At 61.4% G+C, this 19,960-nt stretch carries 17 protein-coding genes and 5 pseudogenes; 16 read left to right on the forward strand and 6 right to left on the reverse strand.

Annotated features, from left to right (window positions below):
- Positions 1–621, forward strand: a pseudogene (locus tag CK221_RS30940) (thioesterase domain-containing protein); the annotation flags it as partial.
- A 385-nt stretch (positions 622–1,006) separates the two neighbouring features.
- Here CK221_RS30940 and CK221_RS30945 read toward each other — a convergent pair.
- From CK221_RS30945 to CK221_RS27660, 3 genes and pseudogenes are all read right to left on the reverse strand, one after another.
- Positions 1,007–1,144: pseudogene (locus tag CK221_RS30945) on the reverse strand (IS256 family transposase); the annotation flags it as partial.
- Between the two features lie 110 nt (positions 1,145–1,254).
- A complete protein-coding gene (locus tag CK221_RS27655; protein ID WP_245322522.1) occupies positions 1,255–1,959 on the reverse strand; it encodes a tyrosine-type recombinase/integrase in 705 nt (234 codons plus the stop codon).
- Positions 1,960–1,996: 37 nt separating this feature from the next.
- Positions 1,997–2,193 (reverse strand): annotated as a pseudogene (locus tag CK221_RS27660) (aldehyde dehydrogenase family protein); the annotation flags it as partial.
- Between the two features lie 178 nt (positions 2,194–2,371).
- Here CK221_RS27660 and CK221_RS27665 point away from each other — a divergent pair.
- Complete coding sequence (locus CK221_RS27665) at positions 2,372–2,671, forward strand: hypothetical protein (protein ID WP_176477790.1); 300 nt, start codon at positions 2,372–2,374, stop codon at positions 2,669–2,671.
- Here the strand turns inward: CK221_RS27665 and CK221_RS31300 are convergent.
- Both CK221_RS31300 and CK221_RS27675 read right to left on the reverse strand, forming a co-directional pair.
- The gene (locus CK221_RS31300) at positions 2,658–3,377 is read right to left on the reverse strand and encodes a tyrosine-type recombinase/integrase (RefSeq protein WP_095780065.1); all 720 of its coding nucleotides are present in this window, start codon (positions 3,375–3,377) and stop codon (positions 2,658–2,660) included. The genes CK221_RS27665 and CK221_RS31300 overlap by 14 nt on opposite strands.
- Positions 3,378–3,462: 85 nt before the next feature.
- Positions 3,463–4,230 (reverse strand): tyrosine-type recombinase/integrase, encoded by a 768-nt coding sequence (locus CK221_RS27675; RefSeq protein WP_348628450.1) that lies wholly within the window; start codon positions 4,228–4,230, stop codon positions 3,463–3,465.
- 673 nt (positions 4,231–4,903) lie between these two features.
- Here CK221_RS27675 and CK221_RS27680 point away from each other — a divergent pair.
- The 4 genes and pseudogenes from CK221_RS27680 to CK221_RS27695 all read left to right on the forward strand — a co-directional run.
- Positions 4,904–5,416, forward strand: coding sequence for a Spy/CpxP family protein refolding chaperone (locus CK221_RS27680; protein ID WP_095780027.1), 513 nt, complete (start codon positions 4,904–4,906; stop codon positions 5,414–5,416).
- Positions 5,417–5,483: 67 nt separating this feature from the next.
- The gene (locus tag CK221_RS27685) at positions 5,484–6,176 is read left to right on the forward strand and encodes a response regulator transcription factor (protein WP_095780028.1); all 693 of its coding nucleotides are present in this window, start codon (positions 5,484–5,486) and stop codon (positions 6,174–6,176) included.
- Between the two features lie 3 nt (positions 6,177–6,179).
- Positions 6,180–7,205, forward strand: coding sequence for an ATP-binding protein (locus CK221_RS27690; protein ID WP_095780029.1), 1,026 nt, complete (start codon positions 6,180–6,182; stop codon positions 7,203–7,205).
- A 9-nt stretch (positions 7,206–7,214) separates the two neighbouring features.
- A pseudogene (locus tag CK221_RS27695) lies at positions 7,215–7,900 on the forward strand (cytochrome); the annotation flags it as partial.
- A 597-nt stretch (positions 7,901–8,497) separates the two neighbouring features.
- Here CK221_RS27695 and CK221_RS27705 read toward each other — a convergent pair.
- A pseudogene (locus CK221_RS27705) lies at positions 8,498–8,650 on the reverse strand (aldehyde dehydrogenase family protein); the annotation flags it as partial.
- A 664-nt stretch (positions 8,651–9,314) separates the two neighbouring features.
- On the opposite strand from CK221_RS27705, the gene nifH reads away from it, so the two are divergent.
- From nifH to CK221_RS27755, 10 genes are all read left to right on the forward strand, one after another.
- The gene (nifH, locus tag CK221_RS27710; protein ID WP_095780066.1) at positions 9,315–10,208 is read left to right on the forward strand and encodes a nitrogenase iron protein; all 894 of its coding nucleotides are present in this window, start codon (positions 9,315–9,317) and stop codon (positions 10,206–10,208) included.
- Positions 10,209–10,310: 102 nt separating this feature from the next.
- Positions 10,311–11,816: a nitrogenase molybdenum-iron protein alpha chain gene (gene nifD / locus CK221_RS27715; protein WP_095780030.1), complete on the forward strand. Its 1,506-nt coding sequence runs from the start codon at positions 10,311–10,313 to the stop codon at positions 11,814–11,816.
- A 127-nt stretch (positions 11,817–11,943) separates the two neighbouring features.
- Complete coding sequence (nifK, locus tag CK221_RS27720) at positions 11,944–13,485, forward strand: nitrogenase molybdenum-iron protein subunit beta (protein ID WP_067322284.1); 1,542 nt, start codon at positions 11,944–11,946, stop codon at positions 13,483–13,485.
- 59 nt (positions 13,486–13,544) lie between these two features.
- A complete protein-coding gene (gene nifE, locus CK221_RS27725; protein ID WP_095780031.1) occupies positions 13,545–15,035 on the forward strand; it encodes a nitrogenase iron-molybdenum cofactor biosynthesis protein NifE in 1,491 nt (496 codons plus the stop codon).
- 9 nt (positions 15,036–15,044) lie between these two features.
- Positions 15,045–16,427 carry a nitrogenase iron-molybdenum cofactor biosynthesis protein NifN gene (gene nifN / locus CK221_RS27730; RefSeq protein WP_095780032.1) on the forward strand — a complete coding sequence of 461 codons (1,383 nt, stop codon included), beginning with the start codon at positions 15,045–15,047 and terminating at the stop codon, positions 16,425–16,427.
- On the forward strand, positions 16,393–16,890 hold the full coding sequence (gene nifX / locus CK221_RS27735) for a nitrogen fixation protein NifX (protein WP_095780033.1): 498 nt from the start codon (positions 16,393–16,395) through the stop codon (positions 16,888–16,890). The genes nifN and nifX overlap by 35 nt, the downstream gene beginning before the upstream one ends.
- Positions 16,891–16,906: 16 nt before the next feature.
- Positions 16,907–17,386, forward strand: coding sequence for a NifX-associated nitrogen fixation protein (locus CK221_RS27740; protein WP_095780034.1), 480 nt, complete (start codon positions 16,907–16,909; stop codon positions 17,384–17,386).
- 24 nt (positions 17,387–17,410) lie between these two features.
- A complete protein-coding gene (locus CK221_RS27745; RefSeq protein ID WP_095780035.1) occupies positions 17,411–18,193 on the forward strand; it encodes a response regulator transcription factor in 783 nt (260 codons plus the stop codon).
- 98 nt (positions 18,194–18,291) lie between these two features.
- Positions 18,292–19,173, forward strand: coding sequence for a universal stress protein (locus tag CK221_RS27750; RefSeq protein ID WP_095780036.1), 882 nt, complete (start codon positions 18,292–18,294; stop codon positions 19,171–19,173).
- A gap of 260 nt (positions 19,174–19,433) precedes the next feature.
- A complete protein-coding gene (locus tag CK221_RS27755) occupies positions 19,434–19,757 on the forward strand; it encodes a hypothetical protein (protein WP_348626615.1) in 324 nt (107 codons plus the stop codon).
- The last annotated feature ends 203 nt before the right edge of the window (positions 19,758–19,960 follow it).

A 19,960-nucleotide genomic window follows, 5' to 3' on the forward strand; every position in this document is an offset into this window, starting at 1 on the left:
CTGGGGCTCGATCGGGTCGGCCGCCACGACCACTTCTTCGAGCTCGGCGGCCATTCGCTGCTGGCGGTGCGGCTGCTCAGTGGGGCCTCAAATCTTGGGCTGCAATTCAGCGCCAGCGATCTGTTCCGGACACCCATTCTGAAGGATCTGGCGTTGAAGCTCAATTTGGGACCACAGCCGAGCAATTCAGGAGTGATCCCCATTCGTGCGACGGGATCGCAACCGCCGCTCTTTTTTCTTCCGACGGGGAGGGGCGATTGTTCCTACGCCGTCAAGCTGGCAAGCGAAATGGACATAGACTGTCCCGTCTATGCGGTACCATGGCCGGATTTCAATGAATTGTGTGCCCCGACTCTTGAAGAAATGGCCTCGCAGGCGATCGGGGTGATGAAAGAAATCCAGCCGACGGGGCCGTATCGCCTCGCAGCGTATTCTTCAGGCGGAATATTGGCCTACGCAATTGCGTGGCACCTGTGGAGGTTAGGCGAAGCTGTCTCGTTCATGGCCTTCATCGATGTTGCGCTACCTGCAAATGGCTCGACCATGTCATCCAACCAAATCGCCAACGAACTGGTTCTGGAAAGCCTCGAATGCTTGGACGACGAGCGCTTTGCAGAGCTCGAACGTTTCGCTGAACAAAGCTCGATCGCCCAGCTGCTCGAGAAAGCGCAGCAAATCGGAGCGATCCCGTTAAATCGTGATCTGCAAAACGATGCGGTGATTTATAAAAAAATTGCTCGGTTTCATGTAGCGCTGCAGGGGTATGAACCTCCATCCTTGCCGGTAACAATACACCAGTTTTATGCCACTGAAACTAACCTTCCCCGGAGGGAACACGCCAAGAACTCCACAGACCAATACGCAACGTCGCCAATGCGGGGATGGGACCGGGTTTTGGATGCGTCGGCCATTCATACCGTGCCGGTTCCAGGCGGTCACGAGAGCATGGTGGCGAACCCGGGAAACTGCAAAGTTTTGGCTCAAGCCATTTCAAAGGCCTTCGGCAAATCAGATCGGCAACGGCGCGCCATTGCACGCTTGCGGCCTCGGCCGTCTCCTGGGCAAACGCGGTGGCGATGAAGGCCGAGACGACCCGGCGCCCGCTCTTGCCGGCATGCGCCAGCACGTTGCGCATAAAATGCACGTTATGCCGACGTCGGCATAAGGTCCATTATGCCGATGTCCGGATTATGCCGACCTTGGGGGTGGATGTCGGCTTCGGAGGCGGTGATCGCTGCGATGGGGTCGGCATAATCAGAGCGCCTCGAGGAAAGCGAGAAGCTTGTCGGGCGGTCTGTAGCGTCCTGGCGCCGTGTTGGCCGGCGTGGTTTTCGCCAGGGTGCGTTCTTTAAGTTCCAGATCGGCGTGCAAGTAGATGTGGGTGGTCTCGATCTGTTCGTGGCCAAGCCACAGCGCGATCACCGAGGTGTCGACGCCGGCACGCAGCAGTCGCATTGCCGCGGTATGACGCAAGGTGTGCAGTGTGACCCTTTTCCGCTGCAGCGACGGCCAGTTTCTGGCAGCGATTTCGACATACCTCGCGAGCCGGTGCTCGAGAGCGTCGCGGCTGATCATCCTGCCGGTCTGTGTAGGGAAGAGGGGATCGGCCGGCTGCCCGGCACGTTCGGCCAGCCCGACGCGCAGCACGGCGGCCATGTTGGAGGTAAGGGGTGTGATCCGCTGCTTTCGCCCCTTTCCGATACAGCTGACATGAGCGCCGGAACCGAGATGGATATCGGCGCAGTGAAGGCCGATCAGTTCGGACGCCCGCAGGCCGGTTTGGGCGGCGAGCCGAAGCAAGGCGTAGGTCGACCGCGCGGGGGCGGACAGCAATACATCGAGTTCCTCCTCCGTCAGGAACGTCACAAGCCGTCGCTCAAAACGCTTAGGCGGAATCGCGAGCACCCCTTCGATTGTCGCGGCGTACTCGGGGTAACGAAGGGCGGCGAACCGGAACAACGACCGGATTGCGGCAAGCCGCGCATTCCGGGTCCGCGCGCTCGATATCGGCGTCGTCGAAGACCAGGAACGGCGCGTTGCCGCCGAGTTCCATCGACACCTTCTTGACGGTGACGGACGACTTCTGGATCAGGATCTGGCCGACCTCGGTCGAGCCGGTGAAGGTGATCTTCTTGACCAGCGGGTTGGCGCCGATCTCGCCGGCCCGCCGGTCAGGATGTTGATGACGCCTTTGTGGTGATCAGAATCGGCTCGAGCTTTGCCGCAGCTTGCCTTGTCGCGCGGCAGCTCTACACCGTCGGCCGGATTCCAGCCGATCTGCGCTCTCGCCAGCCGGGTATCCCGCGTCCTGACGGTTTGAATCCTTGGCCACGAGCACTTCCCCACTCGGCAAGGTTAGGTGGAGGCCGACGTGATCGCCGAGATAGACAACTCGGACACGCATGCGGAGATAACAATATCGCGCTTCTATGAACGTCTTTTCGCACTTGGCGCTTTCATGCGAGCGGAGCTGGACGGCATTATCGATCGCCTTGGCCTGCCCGCGCAGAGCGCTGGGTTTGGCTCGGTCTGGCTGATCTATTTCCTCAGCGGTCCCTACGGAGACTACCAGGACCTGCTGCGCAACGACGATGCCTTCGATCTCGCATTCCGCAAGGAGATGATAGCGAACCGTCTGATGGGTCAGCCGCTCCCGCTCAAGCGTCTTTAGCAAACGCGTGCCGCAGGTCGTGGAGCCGTGGTCGGCAACCTGCCGAGCGGGGGGCGATAACGACGCGACAGACGAGCTTCTGGAACGTGTTTTGAACGTTCACATAGAGCAGCCTCGTGCCGGCCGGTGAGACGAACAGGGCCGGCGTGTTCGGCGGCCGGCGGGGTCGATCGCGCCGGCGCAGATAATTGCCGAGGGCCGCAACAGTGCTCGGATGTAACGTCAACTCGCGGGATTTTCCGGACTTTCCGCGCCGAATGGTGAGGCCGCCGCCGACCGCATCGAAGTCGTCGCGGTCCAGGCCGATCGCTTCTCCAACCCGCATTCCGGTCACGGCCAGCAAGCCGATCAGGGTCCGGTAGGTTGCTTCCCGATGCGGCGTGCGCAAGGCCGCGGTTGCCGTCATCAAGGCGATGACGTCCTCCTGCGAATAGAGGTAGGGCGTCGCTCGGCAAGATCGCCCCGGCAGCAGATCACACGGCGGCACCTCGGTTGCCGGCTCGATCCCGCGCAGATGGGTCGCAAAGCCGCGAACGACGGAAAGTCGCGCCGACATCCAGCTTCGATCCGCGCCTGCCGGCAGCATCGCCCAAGCGAGGGCCGTCTTGGTGGTCAGGTGGTCTTCGCCTTGCGCCTCGAGATAGGTGAGGAACTGGGCAAGAAGCTTCTCGGACCGAACAAGCGTGTAGCCGAGGGCGCGACGCATGGCCAGGTAATCGGCCAGGGCCTGGCGAAGGCGCTCATGCCACCTCTCCCGGCCAAGGGCGGGCGATCGTTCGCAGGCTTCGCGATCAACCTTGGCATAGATCGCCGTTGTCAGGGCGCGGCGATGACGCAGGACCTGCCCGACCTCCGGTTCGACGCGCCGGCGCGCAACATCGCCGACGCCGCCGTATGGCGCAGGCGTGGGCGTGGATCCGGCCGAGCCCGGTGCGGCAATCGGCGGCGGCCACGATTTGCGACACGCCAGCGCTTGTGAGGGCATCGTGGGGCGCCCTGACTCGCACAAATACTGTCCGGCCCTGGGCGGTCCGGGGACGGCCGTGGCGCAGATAGGCCGCTACCGCTTCGCCGACATCGGCCGGCAAGGGAAGGTGTTCGATGCAGCTTCCTTTGCCCCGTACGAGAATCTCACCGGTCCGCCAATCCAGGTCGTCAAGCTTGAGCTTGGCGACTTCCCCCGCCCGCAAGCCGAGACGAACCAACATAGTCAGGACCGCGAAGTCGCGGCAGCCGTTCGACGTATCGCGGCCGCAGGACGTCAGCAGGCGCTGAACCTGGTCGCAATCCAGTCCCTTGGCAACCCAGCCAATCGCCGACCGGCGACCGAGGGCACGCAAGCGGCAAGAGATCGCGCGATGAGACCCTCGACATGAAGGAACGTGAGCAGCGACCGCAGCGCCGTTACAGTCAGGCTTGCCGCGCCGCGGCTCAGCTGAGGGGAACGTGCCACGACAAAGGTGACGGCTCGGTCGCGGCCAAACCCGCAAGGTCCAGGGCACGCCCGTCGGACGACAATCGATGACGCAGAAAGGGGCGCACCATCCGGGCATAGACATCGGCGGTCGCTATCCCCAAACCGCGCTACCCCGATCGCCTCCGTCATCTCGGCTTCCAAAGCCTCCTGCACGACAGTCTGCAATACCTTGCGAAAGCCGTCCTCATCTGACAACAGCAACGCTTTCAACTCGCCTCTGCTCAGTCTAATTTCTCGATTGGTCATGGCACTTACCCTTCCACGGGAATCGGTGATCGCAACGTCACCAGCGTGCCATGGCCGCCTCGCCTCAGGGCAAGGGCTGGTCTCTCTCCAGAACTTTTTGCAGAACCTTCAGGACACTATCTGTCTGAGCTTAATCCGGTCGACCCGCCCTGGGACGTGATCCGTGTATCCGTGGTGTGGGAGGGTCGGCGCGGCGAGGCGTCCCCCTATCCCGATCAACGGCCCCAAACGTAGCCGCTCAAAGACGCATCATTGGAACGTCTGCTCGTCGCGCATCCTTCCTGTTCCCAGACCGTAGAGATTGATCCTCACGGCTCATCGATCAGATCGAGCTCAAGACCCAGGGTTTCAGGTAGGGTGGAGAACCTTCCGCGGCACTCCCGCGCTTCCCGCCGCAATATCGCCTTGCCGGCTTCACACAACTTTACATTCGCCCGCAACAGCCGAAACATTGGGCTCTCAGATTGGCCCAGTCGCGGCAGAGATGCCGCAGTAGCGAAAGGACCATCATGACGTACGATCACGACACCACGCAGAAGAAGGGCTGGGGCAAGCGCATCGCCATAGGCGGCATTGCGATAGTAGCGCTTGCCGCCGTCGGCGTCACTGGCGCGCTCAGCCAGGATTGCGGGCGCATGCAGCGCTTCGGCATGGACGGGGGCCACGGCGGACCCGACATGCACATGCAGGCCAACTTCAGCTACGAAATTGGGTTGAGGCATCACTTAGAGTGCATGCTCGATGATATCGACATCACACCCGAGCAGGAAGACAAGTTGGAGGCGATCATGGACAAGCTCGATCACGATGTCCGCCCGATCATACGCGGCTTCCACCACGCGCAAGACGATTTCGCCAAGCTGCTCGGCGCCGCAACCCTCGACCGCGAGGCGGCGGAGGAGCTGCGCGCTGAGCGCGTCGCGGCGGTCGACGAGGCCTCGCGCAAGCTGACGACGGCGCTGCTCGACGCAGCCGCGGTGCTGACGGCCGAGCAGCGGGCGGAGCTGTTCGAACTCTTCTAGGATCGCAGCCACCGACGCTGGTAAGCTCTGTACCGGCACAGGTTCGAATCGGAGCAGACAAACGAGCATGGCGGACCAGGTTCTCATCATCGACGACGATAAGCGCCTGTCCGCCATGGTCGCGGAATATCTGACGGGCAACGGTCTTCGTGTGGTAACGGCGGATACGGCGGGCGCAGGCCTTGCCGAGATCGCGCGGCTGTCGCCCGATGCCGTGGTTCTCGATGTCATGCTGCCTGACATGGACGGCTTCGAGGCGCTCAAGCGCATCCGCGCGAAGTCCGACGTGCCGGTTCTGATGCTGACGGCGCGAGGCGGCGAAACCGACCGCATCGTGGGGCTGGAAATAGGCGCCGACGATTATCTGTCGAAGCCGTCCAATTCGCGGGAGTTGCTGGCGCGGTTGAAGGCCATCCTGCGCCGCCGTAACGCCGGCGCGAACACCTCGCCGCGCATCATGCGCTTCGGACGGCTGGAAATCGACCCTGCCTCGCGTTCGGCCCGCGTCGAGGGGCGCGACTGCCCGATGACCAGCTATCAGTTCGATCTCTTGGTGGCGTTCGCCGAAAGTCCCGGGCGCACGCTGTCGCGCGAGCAGCTCATGGACATTGTCAAGGGAGAAGCGTTTGACCGGTCGATTGACGTGCATGTCTCGCGCATCCGCGCCGCGATCGAGACCGATCCGAAAGATCCTCGCCGCATCATTACGGTACGCGGCGTAGGCTATGTCTTTGCCCGTTGCCAGGACGATGACAGATAAGCCATGCGCAACAGCCTTTTCGTCAAGATCTATCTCACCGTGCTCATCAGCCTCGCTGCAGTGACGATCGCCAGCGCGATCTTCGTAGAGGTGGGCCAGGAACTCGAAAGTGCCGCGTTCGGCCCGGCAGGCTTTTTCGCGCTGATCGCCGCGGTGATAGGGCTTGTCGCCTTTCCAGTCGTGCGTCATCTCACACGCCGCCTTGAGGCATTGCGCAAGGGCGCGGATCGCTGGGGCGCAGGCGCTCTCGACACGCGCGTCGCCGTGCGCGGTAGTGACGAGGTGGCGGCGGTGGCGGCGAGCTTCAACCGCGCCGCCGAGCAGATCGAGCGGCTGCTTGCCGCGCATAGCTCGCTGCTTGCCAATGCCAGCCACGAGTTGCGCTCGCCGCTTGCGCGGCTGCGCGTGGCGATCGACCTCATCGCCAACGAACAAAGCGGCCCGATGCGCGATGAGATCGTGCGCAACCTCGCCGAACTCGATGCGCTGGTGGAGGAAATCTTGCTTGCCAGCCGGCTCGACCACATCGAGAAGCTGGAGCAGGTGGAGCCGGTGGATCTACTGGCGCTAACGGCCGAAAAAGGCGCACGCTTCGGCGTCGACGTCTCAGGCGAACCTGGCGTCGTTGTGGGAGACCCGAAGCTGCTCATGCGGCTAGTTCGCAATCTCATGCAGAACGCGCAGAGACATGGCCGCCCGCCGGTTAGCGCGCATGTGGGGATCGAAGGCGGTTCGGTGGTGCTCAAGGTGTGCGATCACGGGCCGGGCCTGCCGGAAGGAACCGGTGAGCGTGTCTTCGAGCCCTTCTTCCGGCCACAGGGCAGCAGCGAGACGGCCGGCGGCTGGGGCCTCGGCCTGTCGCTGGTGCGTAAGATCGCATTGCGTCACGGCGCAACCGTGCACCACGAATCGCCCTCCGGCGCCGGCGCCTGCTTTGTCGTCACCTTTCCGGCGTATCTTGATATGGCGGGCGCATATCCTTGTGAAAGTGGCCGGTCAGCTTCCGCCCTTCCGTCGCTTAGAGAGTGAAGTGCCACCATGTCCGAACACCCCTTGCCGACGCTGCGATGTGGCGCGTCGATCACATCGAGCCCTCGCCCGAGATGCTGGCGCTACGCGCCAACGGTCCGATCCACCGCGTGCGCTTCCCGTCCGGGCACGAAGGCTGGTGGGTGACAGGCTACGACGAGGCCAAGGCGGCGCTGTCCAACGCGGCGTTCCGGCCCGCGGGAATGCCGCCGGCGGCATTCACCCCGGATTCGGTGATTCTCGGTTCGCCGGGGTGGCTGGTCTCGCACGAGGGGGGCGAGCACGATCGGTTACGTACGATCGTGGCGCCGGCCTTCAGCAACCGCAGGGTGAAGCTGCTCGCGCAGCAGGTCGAGGCGATCGCCGCGGAGTTGTTCGACAAGTTAGCTGTCCAGCCCCAGCCCGCCGACCTGAGGCGCCACTTCTCCTTTCCGCTTCCGGCCATGGTCATCAGTGCACTGATTGGCGTGCTCTATGAGGATCACGCCTTTTTCGCCGGGCTGTCCGACGAGGTGATGACGCACCAGCATGAAAGCGGTCCGCGCAGCGCATCGCGTGTGGCCTGGGAAGAACTGCGCGCCTACATTCGCTGCAAGATGTGGGACAAGCGCCAGGATCCGGGCGACAACCTGCTGACGGATCTGCTCTCGGCGGTCGACCAGGGCAAGGCGACCGAGGAAGAGGTGATCGGCCTGGTTGCCGGGGGCGCACACCAACAACAACACGTGAGCTGGCGCGCCCCGTCTGGGTAAGGGAGAGCGGCGAGAGCCCATGGCCTGCAAAGAAGCGATCAAGGATTGCAATCGTGGACCCAAGCTGCCCGGCCGCATCCGGAGCGCAGCCTTCAATATCAGCTCGCCTTGGAACCGGCCTTGCAGGAATTGGCTGAGCGCGCTGCGGAATCTGGCTGGGACCGAGGACGAGATAGCGTACGCGCTCCTCGAACTCCCCGGCCCACCTCACTGAATGCCAGCGACAATTTTGAACGAAGGATGGCGCAAGCTGCCGTCGCGGGTACGCTCCGCGATAGGCGATGTCGACGTAAACGACAGGGCTACACAATCGCGCACCGAGATGGGCGTTTCCGCAGCAGTGCCTTGGCGAACGGCGCATCGGGCGGACGATGATGTCTAGCGCGGCTGAAAGCCGGGTGGCCGTTTTCCAGCTCCAGCTGTAACGACGTTGCGGGAGCGGATCAGCTCATCGCCGCGCACCGGTGTGGATTATGTCGCCGATGATGGCCTGCGACAACGCCCGAAGCTTCCGCCTCAATGACAGCAAAGCCGGCGACGCTAGAGACCAAGTCCGCCGATGCAGACATATTTGGTGTCGAGATAGTCCTCGATGCCTTGATGTCCGCCTTCCTTGCCGAGGCCCGATTCCTTGACGCCGCCGAACGGCGCCTCAGGCGTGGTGATGAGGCCTTCATTGACCCCGACCATGCCGCGCCTTCTCGGCCATGCGCCGCGGCTTCGCCGCTTGCTCGCTCCAGCGCTGTTGAGGGCGCGCTCGCGAGCGGCTTCGTGACCGCCGAGCTACACCACGCGGTGGGGCACGACCTACAGAAGGTGCTCCAGCAAACTCCCTGGGAAGGCGATAAGGCTTTTATCGCCACGCGACTGCCACCTTCAGATGTCCGATCGGATCGGCAGCAGGCGTTAGCGTGTCTTTATTTCGTAGCCGAGCCGATTCGGTATGACAGGTGAACGCATGCCGGCCTATTCGACAAAGATCCTGCCAAAACTCGGTTGGGGCTGGCCGACGCGACGGCGCTGGACTTTGCAACTGGCGCGGCGCCTAAGAAAACGCCTGCCGGTGGCTTGGCAGATGGGGTGGTTGCCTTCCTCCCTTACGGTTCAATAGCGGTCGCGAGTAACGCCATCGACAGCTCCTGTCGCCTTTGTCGGGCCTGCGACATAAGTTTATTTAGCCAATTTAATATTTTCGCCAAATGTTAAATAGCTGAAAAGCAATCATAAAATTTCTTTTTCGATCCAGCCGGACAAATTGGCACGAGTTTTGAGACGATCTGTGCGAGGCGCCGGATTCTGCCGACCGGACTTCAAGTCGCGGGTAGCCGCTATGGATGGAAAGAAGGAAGGAAGCAACATGTCAGGTCTGCGTCAGATCGCATTCTACGGAAAGGGAGGCATCGGCAAGTCCACCACCTCTCAAAATACGCTCGCTGCCCTGGTCGACCTCGGACAGAAGATCCTCATCGTCGGCTGCGACCCCAAAGCCGACTCTACCCGCCTGATCCTGAACGCAAAGGCGCAGGACACGGTTCTGCATCTCGCCGCCGAGGAAGGTTCTGTGGAGGACCTCGAACTCGAGGACGTGCTCAAGATCGGCTACAAAGACATCAAGTGCGTGGAGTCCGGCGGGCCTGAGCCGGGTGTCGGCTGCGCCGGCCGCGGCGTCATCACCTCGATCAACTTCCTTGAGGAGAACGGCGCCTATGACAATGTCGACTATGTCTCCTACGACGTGCTGGGCGACGTGGTGTGCGGCGGCTTCGCAATGCCGATCCGGGAAAACAAGGCTCAGGAAATCTACATCGTCATGTCGGGCGAGATGATGGCGCTCTATGCCGCCAACAACATCGCCAAGGGTATCCTAAAATACGCCCATTCGGGCGGCGTGCGGCTCGGCGGGCTGATCTGCAACGAGCGCCAGACCGACCGCGAGCTCGACCTCTCCGAAGCGCTGGCCGCCAGGCTCAATTCCAAGCTCATCCATTTCGTGCCGCGCGACAACATCGTCCAGCACGCCGAACTGAGGAAGATGACGGTAATCCAGTATGCGCCGGACTCCAAACAGGCAGGGGAGTACCGCGCGTTGGCCGAGAAGATCCATCTCAATTCGGGCCAGGGCACCATCCCGACCCCAATCACCATGGAGGAGCTCGAGGACATGCTGCTCGACTTCGGCATCATGAAGAGCGACGAGCAAATGCTTGCCGAGCTTCAGGCCAAGGAAGCGAAACTGTCCGTCGCTCAGTAACCCCGCTACCAACAGGGGCGCCGACCATGACCTGGCGCCCCTTTCTGCGAAACAAGGCCTCGTTGGCGAGGCGTTACCCGAACCTTGAAAGGGGCAGGTCCCATGGGCCTCGACTATGAGAATGACGGCGCCTTGCATGCGAAGCTTATCGAAGACGTGCTGTCGCAATATCCAGACAAGGCGGCGAAGCGTCGCAAGAAGCACCTCGGTGTCGCAATGAGCAAGGACGAAGCCACAGCGGAGGACAAGGGCCTTTCCGAATGCGACGTCAAATCGAACATCAAATCCATTCCGGGCGTGATGACAATTCGCGGCTGCGCCTATGCCGGCTCCAAGGGCGTGGTGTGGGGTCCGGTCAAGGATATGGTCCACGTCTCGCACGGGCCGGTCGGCTGTGGGCAATATTCCTGGTCGCAACGCCGCAACTATTATGTCGGCACGACCGGCATCGACACGTTCGTGACAATGCAGTTCACCTCCGACTTCCAGGAGAAGGACATCGTTTTCGGCGGCGACAAGAAGCTGGAAAAGATCATCGACGAGATCGAGGACCTGTTTCCGCTCAATGGCGGCATCTCGGTGCAGTCCGAATGCCCGATCGGCCTGATCGGGGACGATATCGAGGCAGTGTCGCGCAAGAAGGCCAAAGAGCACGAGAAGACGATTGTACCGGTGCGCTGCGAAGGTTTCCGCGGCGTTTCACAATCGCTCGGCCACCACATTGCAAATGATGCGATCCGCGATTGGGTCTTCGGCAAGGAAGATGTCGAGTTCGAGTCCGGCCCATACGACGTCAACGTCGTCGGCGACTACAACATTGGCGGCGATGCCTGGGCGTCGCGTATCCTGCTCGAGGAGATTGGCCTTCGGGTGGTCGGCAACTGGTCGGGCGACGCCACGCTCGCCGAGATAGAGCGCGCGCCCAAGGCCAAGCTCAATTTGATCCACTGCTACCGGTCGATGAACTACATCTGCCGGCACATGGAGGAAAAGTACGGGATCGCCTGGATGGAATATAACTTCTTCGGCCCCTCCCAGATCGAAACTTCTCTGCGCAACATCGCCAAGCATTTCGGCCCGGAAATCGAGAAGAAGACGGAAAAGGTCATCGCCAAGTACCGGCCCTTGGTCGATGCCGTCATCGCCAAGTACCGACCGCGCCTCGAAGGCAGGACGGTGATGCTCTATGTCGGCGGCTTGCGCCCACGCCACGTCATCACTGCTTACGAGGACCTCGGCATGGTGATCGTTGGTACCGGCTACGAATTCGCCCACAACGACGACTATCAGCGCACCGGCCATTACGTGAAAAATGGCACGCTCGTCTACGACGACGTCACCGGTTACGAGCTGGAGAAGTTCATCGAAGGCATCCGCCCTGATCTCGTTGGCTCCGGTATCAAGGAGAAGTACCCGGTCCAGAAGATGGGCATCCCGTTCCGCCAGATGCACTCTTGGGACTATTCCGGCCCGTATCACGGCTATGACGGCTTCGCCATTTTCGCCCGCGACATGGATCTCGCCATCAACAACCCGGTCTGGGACCTCTACCGCGCGCCGTGGAAGAAGATGAAGGACGCGCCGCCGACGGCGCTCGCCGCCGAATGAGGACTGGCCTCCCTGCCAGGCAGGGAGGCCGATAAATGCTTGGGGCGCGCTCGATCCGAGGCAGGCCCTTAACGTCTTGATGTCCCTGTGCTGCCGCTTGGCGCGGCCAGATGGAAAGGTGACCACCATGCCGCAATCGGCTGAAAAAGTTCTCGACCATGCCCCCCTGTTCCGCGAGCCGGAATACAAACATATGCTCGCCGAGAAGAAACTGAATTTCGAATGTCCGCACCCTGATCAGATCGTCGCGGATCAACGCGAATTGACCAAGACTTGGGAATACCGCGAAAAGAACCTCGCTCGCGAGGCGCTTGTCATAAACCCCGCCAAGGCATGCCAGCCGCTCGGCGCGGTATTCGCGGCCGCGGGGTTCGAGCGGACCATGTCTTTCGTCCACGGTAGCCAGGGCTGCGTTGCCTACTACCGCTCGCATCTGTCGCGACATTTCAAGGAGCCGTCGTCAGCGGTTTCCTCCTCGATGACCGAGGACGCGGCGGTGTTTGGCGGCCTAAAGAACATGGTTGACGGGCTCGCCAATACCTACAAGCTCTACGACCCCAAGATGATCGCCGTCTCGACCACCTGCATGGCTGAAGTCATTGGCGACGACCTGCGCAGCTTCATCGAGAACGCCAAAAACGAAGGCTCGGTCCCGGGCGACTTCGACGTGCCTTTCGCTCATACGCCTGCCTTCGTCGGCAGCCATGTCGATGGCTATGACGGCATGGTCAAGGGTGTGCTGGAGCATTTCTGGAAGGGCAGTGAGCGCTCCCAAATAGATGGCACCATCAACATCATTCCAGGCTTCGACGGATTCTGCGTCGGAAACAACCGGGAACTCAAGCGCCTCCTCGACCTGATGGGTATCACCTATACCTTCATTCAGGACGCTTCCGACCAGTTCGACACACCGTCGGACGGCGAATACCGCATGTATGACGGCGGCACAAAGATCGCAGACGTGAAAGGGGCACTAAACGCGGAGGCGACGCTGTCGCTGCAGCATTACAACACCCGAAAGACGCTGGAATATTGCGGCGAGGTCGGGCAGGCGACGGCGTCCTTCCGCTATCCACTAGGTGTCCAGGCGACCGACGAGTTACTGATGAAGGTCTCGGCGATTTCCGGCAAGCAGATTCCCGAGACCATCCGGATGGAGCGCGGCCGACTGGTTGACGCGATGGCCGACAGCCAGTCATGGCTGCACGGTAAGAAGTACGCAATCTATGGGGATCCGGACTTCGTCTACGCCATGGCCCGCTTCGTCATGGAGACCGGCGGCGAGCCGACACATTGCCTCGCGACCAACGGCACATCGGCCTGGGAGGCCGAGATGAAGGAATTGCTTGCATCCTCGCCCTTCGGCCAGGATGCGCAGGTCTGGGCGGGCAAGGATCTCTGGGCAATGCGCTCGCTGCTCTATACAGAGCCGGTGGACCTGCTGATCGGCAATTCCTACGGCAAGTATCTGGAGCGCGATACCGGCACGCCGCTGATCCGGCTGACGTTTCCAATCTTCGATCGGCACCATCACCATCGCTTTGCGCTCATGGGCTACCAGGGCGGTTTACGCGTGCTGACGACGATCCTCGACAAGATATTCGACAAGCTCGATCGCGAGACGAGCGAGACTGGCGTGACCGATTATTCCTATGACCTCACCCGCTAAGAGCCGGTGCCGGCTTTCCGCCGTGGCCGCCCCGCCCAATGAGTTCGGAGATTGACGCAATGACCTCGCTCAGTGCCAAGATCCAGGACGTTTTCGACGAGCCCGCATGCGATAAAAACCGCGGCAAGGATGCCAAGGCGCGCAAGGAGGGCTGCTCGAAGCCGCTGACCCCTGGGGCGGCAGCCGGCGGCTGCGCCTTTGACGGCGCCAAGATCGTCCTGCAGCCGATCACCGACGTTGCGCACCTGGTCCATGCGCCGCTCGCCTGCGAGGGGAATTCCTGGGACAACAGAGGCGCAGCTTCGTCCGGGCCAACCCTGTGGCGGACAAGCTTCACGACCGACCTCACCGAAGTCGACGTCGTGATGGGGCATGGCGAGCGGAAGCTGTTCAAGGCGATCAGCGAGATCAAGGAAACATACGCTCCACCGGCAGTCTTCGTCTATTCGACCTGCGTGACGGCGCTGATCGGCGACGACATCGAGGCCGTGTGCAAACGCGCGGCCGAAAAATTCGGTCTGGCCGTGGTGCCGATCAACGCGCCGGGCTTGGCCGGCTCCAAGAACCTCGGGAACAAACTCGCCGCCGAAGCGCTGCTCGATCATGTCATCGGCACGGTGGAACCAGACGACGCGGGGCCCTGCGACATCAACATCCTTGGCGAATTCAACCTCTCCGGCGAATTTTGGCTAGTGAAGCCGCTGCTTGATCGGCTCGGCATCCGGGTGCGCGCCTGCATTCCGGGCGATGCGCGTTACATCGACGTTGCATCCGCGCACCGCGCCCGGGCGGCTATGATGGTGTGCTCGAGCGCGCTCATCAATCTGGCCCGCAAAATGGAGGAGCGCTGGGACATCCCGTTCTTCGAGGGGTCCTTCTACGGGATAACCGATACTTCGGAAGCACTTCGCAACCTGGCTGAGCTGCTAGTGAGGAAGGGCGCCGATGCGGAGATCCTCGATCGCACAGAGAGGCTGATTGCTGAGCAGGAGGCGATTGCGTGGAAGAAGCTCGAGGCCTACCGCCGGCGGCTTCAAGGCAAGCGCGTGCTGCTCAACACAGGCGGTGTGAAGTCCTGGTCGGTCGTCAACGCGCTGATGGAGATCGGCATGGAGATCGTCGGCACCTCGGTCAAGAAATCCACCGTCGAAGACAAGGAGCGGATCAAACGGATCCTCAAGGACGAAAACCACATGTTCGAGCAGATGGCAGCGCGCGATCTTTACGCAATGCTCTCAAAAGACAAGGCCGACATCATGCTGTCGGGCGGGCGCACGCAATTCATCGCGCTGAAGGCGAAGACACCCTGGCTCGATATCAACCAGGAACGCCAACATCCATATGCCGGCTATGACGGCATGGTGGAATTTGTACGGCAGATCGACCTCGCCATTCATAACCCGATCTGGGGCCAGGTGCGTGAGCCGGCGCCGTGGGATTGCCAGCCTGCCGTGAAGGACGATCTTTCGAGCACGAAGGACGGGACCGCGAGTGTGAACGCTTTCAATGAATTAACCGGCGCGACGGCTCAGCGCTTCGGCGAGCGTTGAGGACATCCGATGGTCCGCATCCTTCGCAATACCAAATCAGCGGCGGTCAACCCGCTGAAGTCGTCACAGCCGATGGGTGCCGCCCTCGCTTTTCTCGGAGTCGACGGTGCGATGCCCCTGTTCCATGGCAGCCAAGGCTGCACCAGCTTCGCGCTGGTGCTCTTTGTGCGTCATTTCAAGGAAGCGATCCCCTTGCAGACAACGGCGATGGACGAGGTGGCCGCCATACTCGGCGGAGCGGACCATCTGGAAGAGGCGATCCTCAATCTCAAAACCCGCACTAAGCCAAAGCTGATAGGAGTGTGCACGACCGCGCTGGTAGAGACCCGTGGCGAAGATTGCGCGAGCGATATTGCCAACATCAAGCTGAAGCATGTGGAAGAGCTCGCCGGTACTGAAGTTGTGCTGGCCAACACGCCGGATTTTGACGGTGCGATCGAAGCAGGCTGGGCCAAAGCTGTCGCGGCGATGATCGAAGGGATTACACGGCCGGGCGTACGGACCAGACAGCCAAAGAAGATTGCGATCCTGCCCGGATGCAACCTCACTGTCGCCGACATCGAGCATTTGCGTGACATGGTTGAAAGTTTTGGGCTCAAGCCGGTTATTTTGCCGGACGTCTCCCGCTCGCTCGACGGTACGGTTCCTGACCGCTGGGTAACGACCACCTATGGCGGCACCAGCGTCGAGGATATCCGGGAGCTGGGCACCGCCGCGCAATGCATCGCCACCGGCGAACACATGCGTCACCCGGCGAAAATGCTGCACGGGTTGACCGGCGTGCCTTACGTGGTGTTGCAGTCGCTGACCGGATTGAAGGCTGTCGACCGGTTCGTCTCGTTGCTGTCGTGGCTTTCGGGCGCGGTGGTGCCGGCCCGGGTGCGCCGTCGCCGGGCGCAATTGCAGGATGCGTTGCTCGACGGACATTTTCATTTCGGAGGCAAGAAAATTGCGATCGCTGCTGAACCAGACCAACTCTATCAACTCGCAACGTTCTTCGCCGGCATGGGCTCCAAAATCGCGGCGGCGGTCACCACGACCGATATGTCGAAGATTCTGGAAAAAGTATCGGCGGAGTGGGTTCAGATCGGCGATCTCCGCGATTTGGAAGCTCTTGCAGCGGGCGCGGATCTCCTCGTTACGCACTCCCACGGTCGCCAGGCTTCGCAACGCCTTGGCATCCCGCTCATGCGCGTCGGCTTCCCGATCTTCGACCGGCTCGGCAGCCAGCACAAGCTCAAAATCCTCTATCAGGGGACCCGCGACCTGATCTTCGAGGTTGCCAACATCTTCCAGGCCAATCAGCACGCGCCGACGCCTGAGGCGCTTGATCCATTCCGAAAACGAGAAATGCCAGATGAGCTACGTTCGTCGCCTATCACTCGTCACTGACGAGATTCACCCACGCATGCCTCGACGACGAGCAGGCGCATTACGCGTTGCCATCGCCACGCAAGACATGAAGAATCTCGATGCCCATTTCGGGTCGGCCAAGCGCTTTGCTGTCTACGACGTCACGCGCGAGGAGTGGCATCTCGTGGAAGCCGTGGCCTTCGATGACGTTTCCGATGAGAGTGGGGAGCATCGGACCGAAGGCGATGACCGCATCACGCCAAAGGTGGAGGCGCTGAAGGGCTGCCAGCTGCTGTTTTGTCTGGCCATCGGCGGGCCTTCGGCAGCTAAGGTTGTTTCTGCCAAAATCCATCCGATCAAGGTGCCGCAGCCACAAACGATCCAAGCGGTGCTGTTGCGCACGCAGATGATGCTGAGGACATGTCCTGCGCCCTGGCTGCGCAAGGTGCTGGCTGACGCTGGTTTCGCCGAAAAGAACCCCTCCTTCGAGGACGAGGACTGAAACGAGGAAGAGCAAAATGTTTGAAGTCGCCATCACCCCTGCTGTCAACGATGACCAGGCGGCCCTTGCCAGCCCGTTCGTCAAATGCCTCGTGCGACTGATCCGTGCGCAGGATTCCCACGGGTCCTGGGACGGCAAAGCGGACGCCGAGCTGCTGGCCGACTTCATCGTCAGCAAGGAACAGCGCCGTGCGATTCCAATCATCGGCGATCCCGATCCGGACGTGCTGTGGAGACTCGACAAGTTTTACACTGCCGTCGCCCTTGCGATCGAGGAGCGCTCCAGCCTGATGGCATCGCCGATGATCGAAATGAGTCATGAGGGCTTCGGGCGCGTGCTGTTCACCGCCGGGCGGCTGGTTGTTCTGTCGAAGACCCTGCGCGACGTCCATCGGTTCGGCTTCGAGACGTTCTGCAAACTCGCCGCGGCCGGTACAAAACTGGTCGACGATGCCATTGCAGCCATCGACGCCTATCCCGAGGTGGCACGCGCATGAACCGGATTTCGAGCAAGAGAAACCATGTCAGACGTTGAGGAGCCGCTTGGGCCAGCCCACGCGGCCAACGTGGTCGAGGCCAATTTGGTTCTCGGGGTAGCACCAATGAAGCCACTCGTCCTGATCTGTTCGCAAGATGCGGAGTTCTATCTGTTCCTCAGCCACATACTAGAGGTGGACGGCTTCGCCAGTGAGCTGGCAGGCGGCGCGAAGGAGGCGCTTGCATTGGCCGACGATCGGGAATTCCAGGCCGTGGTGCTGGACTGCGGTCCAACGAGCCTTACCGGGTCCGCAATCTGCGCCCGGCTCAAGCGGGAGCCCCGGACCGGCGGTCTGCTCATCATTGCCCTGATCGCGCCTGGCGCCGAGAACCAGCACCTCGATCTGTTGAAGGCAGGCGTTGAGAGCTTTGTGCGGCCGATCGACCCGGCCAAGCTGCTCGATTGTCTGCGGACGAGGCTGGCGCTGCCGAAGCCGGGTTCAAACGGGGTTGAAAACGGCAGCTGGCTCTCTTTTGGCAACGTTACGATGAATCTCGATGCCCGCCGGGTTTGCGGCAATGGCCATGACATTCATCTCGGACCAATCGAGTTCAACTTGCTGCGGCATTTGCTGGAAACTCCCGGCAAGGTCTTCAGCCGGGACGAGATGATCGCCGCGGCTTGGCCGGCCAATATTCATGTCGGTGAACGCACAGTCGATGTCCACATCAGTCGGCTCAGAAGGGCGCTGGAGACGGCCTCGACCGATATCGTCATCCGTACAGTGAGGTCGTCCGGCTACTCGCTCGAGAAGCTGGACGGCTGATCAAGTCGCTGGTGTGGTGCCACTCCCTTTTCCTCGCGCGGTGAGCCGGTCTTGCGGCCTGAAACGCCGTCAACGAATACTCAGGAAGAACTAGGAAAATGGCCTTTAGAACCGTACTCTGTTTGACCGGCGCTGACCATTCCGATCAGGACGTCAGAACTGCTGCCCGCTTGTGTGCGGAAATCGGCGCTTATCTTTCCGTACTGATTATACCCCATCCGACGCTCCTTATGTGGCGGATCGGAGATGGTGTCCTCGAGTGGCCGGTAGGACGTGGACTGGCAAGTGCCAAATTGAACAATCAGTTGCGGCAAATCGATCGATTTGCACAGGACGCGGTCAGGCTGGAAAAGCGCTCCAGCGATATCCAGAAACTGCTGGAATCTATGTCGCTCAACTATGACGTTGACACCGACTATTGCGATCCGGCCAGCCTCGGTGAAGCGGCACGACAGCGGGCGCTCTGCGCCGACCTGACGATCATCGGACCAGGGCTCCTCAACGACGAGAATCTCGGACCTCCTGTGGTCAACGGCTGCTTGTTCGAAACGGGAACGCCGGTGCTCGTAGTGCCTAAGGGTGCTGAGGCGACGCTGTGGCCACGGCGAGTCCTGGTTGGTTGGGATTCGCGAGTGGAGGCCTTCCGTGCGGTTCGAGAAGCGCTGGGTCTCCTATGCGTTGCTGAGGAGGTTCGTGTCGCCCTGGTCGATCCGAAGGTCGACTACAACGGCAATGGCGCGGAGCCTGGAGCCGACATCGCTGCCTATCTCACTCGGCACGGTGCTCGGGTGTCGGTTGACCTACTGCCAAGTGCCGGCAAATCGGCGGCCACGGTGCTTGCGCAGCACGCAATCGACATTTCTGCCGACATGATAGTCATGGGCGCCTATGGCAGCCGTCGGCTGCGTGAGCGGCTCTTTGGCGGTGTGACCAGATGGATCTTTGATAAGCCGACATTGCCGCTGTTTTTGGCCCGATGACGGTTCCGAAGCGGCACCGATGCTGTTCGAAGCTCCACTGTGCCTGTGACATTCGCAATGCCCAATGCGGGTCGCTGCGAAAATCCCGCTGAGTGGAAAACACTCCCAGAGGAGCAAGATAAGTGGAGTTCTTTTGCGTTGGTCTCGGTGCTGGCCCATCCAATTTGAGCCTTGCGTGGAAGATACTCGAAGAGATTGAGCAAGGGGCACTGATCCTGGGTCGGCACTTCGATTCCGCTGGCACCTAGGCAGCGCAATGAATGAGGCCAAGCGGCGGCGGTTTTCGAACAAATATCGTCACTGACGTGGGGCGGCTTAATCTGCTGGTGCGCCGCCTGCTCGACCTGGCGCGCCGAAAATCTCGCGCCAGTGGCGAAAGCACGTCGATTGGTGCCGGGCTGGCGCTGCTGCAGGCCCAGGACAGGCCGGCACTTCGCGTCGAGGCCGGCGGAGCGACCGGCCTGCGCATATCGGCCGAGAATGCGGATGTGCTCGCCAATCTCATCGACAATTCGGCGAGGCACGGCGCCACGCTGGTTTTAATCACAGGGGCGACGGGGACGGCAAGGCCATTGTCCTGGTGAGCGACGAGGGCGGCGGTATTTCGCCCAGCAACCGGACCCGCATTTTCGAGCCATTCTTCACCACGGTTTTCGGAAAAGGCGTGCTCCATTCAAATTAACCGGCAGGATGATCTCGAAGCGCGTAGCGCGCTCAACCAGGCGGTTCATGCCATCATGCGCCTCAGGAGGGCCAGCACGATGCCGAGGCAGGCATGCCGGTGCCG

The sequence above is a fragment of the Mesorhizobium sp. WSM3868 genome (genome assembly GCF_002294785.1).
Lineage (GTDB): Bacteria > Pseudomonadota > Alphaproteobacteria > Rhizobiales > Rhizobiaceae > Mesorhizobium.